Origin of the sequence: Mesorhizobium sp. M0663 (assembly GCF_040320585.1) — a bacterium.
Lineage (GTDB): Bacteria > Pseudomonadota > Alphaproteobacteria > Rhizobiales > Rhizobiaceae > Mesorhizobium.
In genome coordinates this window covers 1-1,190 of the sequence record NZ_JAMYPX010000103.1, presented here as the reverse complement: position 1 = coordinate 1,190, position 1,190 = coordinate 1, and the positions used below count along the sequence as shown (strand labels likewise).

Annotated in this window: 1 protein-coding gene; it reads right to left on the bottom strand. The window is 62.9% G+C overall.

The genetic code is table 11. From position 1 onward, the window contains the following. Positions 1-140: 140 nt before the first annotated feature. Positions 141-1,127: an IS5 family transposase gene (locus NKI54_RS36290; RefSeq protein WP_352572754.1), complete on the bottom strand. Its 987-nt coding sequence runs from the start codon at positions 1,125-1,127 to the stop codon at positions 141-143. Positions 1,128-1,190 lie beyond the last annotated feature (63 nt).

The window sequence follows — 1,190 nt, the reverse complement described above, 5'->3', positions numbered from 1 at the left end:
GAGGGCTTTGCACGGGAAGCGAAATCCTGGTTGGTGAGTTAATGGGGCTTTTTTGAAGGCCGGGAAAGCAGTTTTCGACGGCTTGGTATGGCATCGACCGGCATGACCGGCCGATCCGCCGATTTTAGACAGACTCCTCCTCATGCCGGCTTTCCGCCAGGTGGATAGAGGGCGCCGATCATGGTCCGCAGATTGTAGGCGCAGGCGGCTAGTATGCATTGCGTGCGGTTGGCGGCGAGGTTGAAGAAGCGCAGGCGCCGCATGCCGTAGCGCTCCTTGAACACAGCAAAAGGCCGCTCCACAGCCGCCCGCACCTTGGCGATCAACCGGTTACGCAGCTTCTGGCGCGCCGGCAACTCGGGATGATGCTTGTTGGGCCGCCGCATCAGCCGGTCCTTGATCCCGGCCTTGGCCAGCCGATCATGCCTGGCATGGGTGTAGTAGGCCTGATCGCCATAGGCCGCCTTCTCATCGCCGCAAACCAGATTGTCGGCCGCCTCGGTGTCGGTGATCGAGGCGTCGCTTACCTCGACACGCCGGATCATGGTGTGCTCCTGGTCGGCGCCGATGTGCATCTTGTAGCCGAAGGTGCTCTTGTTGCCCTTCTTGCCCCAGCGCGCGTCCTTGTCGGCCGACGGCTTGGCCGGGCCCTGGTGGCCCTTCTTCGGCTGCTTGGGCGGCCGCCCACGGGCCTGCAGGAACGTCGCATCGACTAAGGTGCCGCGCTTGACGATCAGGCCCTTCGTCTCCAGCTGGCGGTTGATCTCCTCAAACACCTTGTCGATCAGCCGCTCGCGCGTCAGTTCCTCGCGGAAGCGCCACAGTGTCGAATGATCGGGCGTACGGTCCGAAAGGCTGAAGCCGGCAAAGCGGCGAAACGACAGCCGGTCACGGATCTGAGCCTCCAATGCCGGATCGCTCAGCCCGTGCCACACGCCCAGCAAAAGACAGCGCACCAGCGCCTCCGCCGGGTAGCTGGTGTTGCCCGAGCCGGGACCGCTGCGCTGACCCAGCAATGTTCGGATCGGTGCCCAGTCCAGTTCCTTCGATACCAGGTCGAAAATCGTCTCGTCCGACGCCGCCAGCCCGTCCGCCAGACTCAACTGACCCAGAACACGATCCGCCATCCCGAATCTCCCTGCTTCGACCATCATCACAGAATCACCAATCGGCTTCTGTGCAAAGGTCTC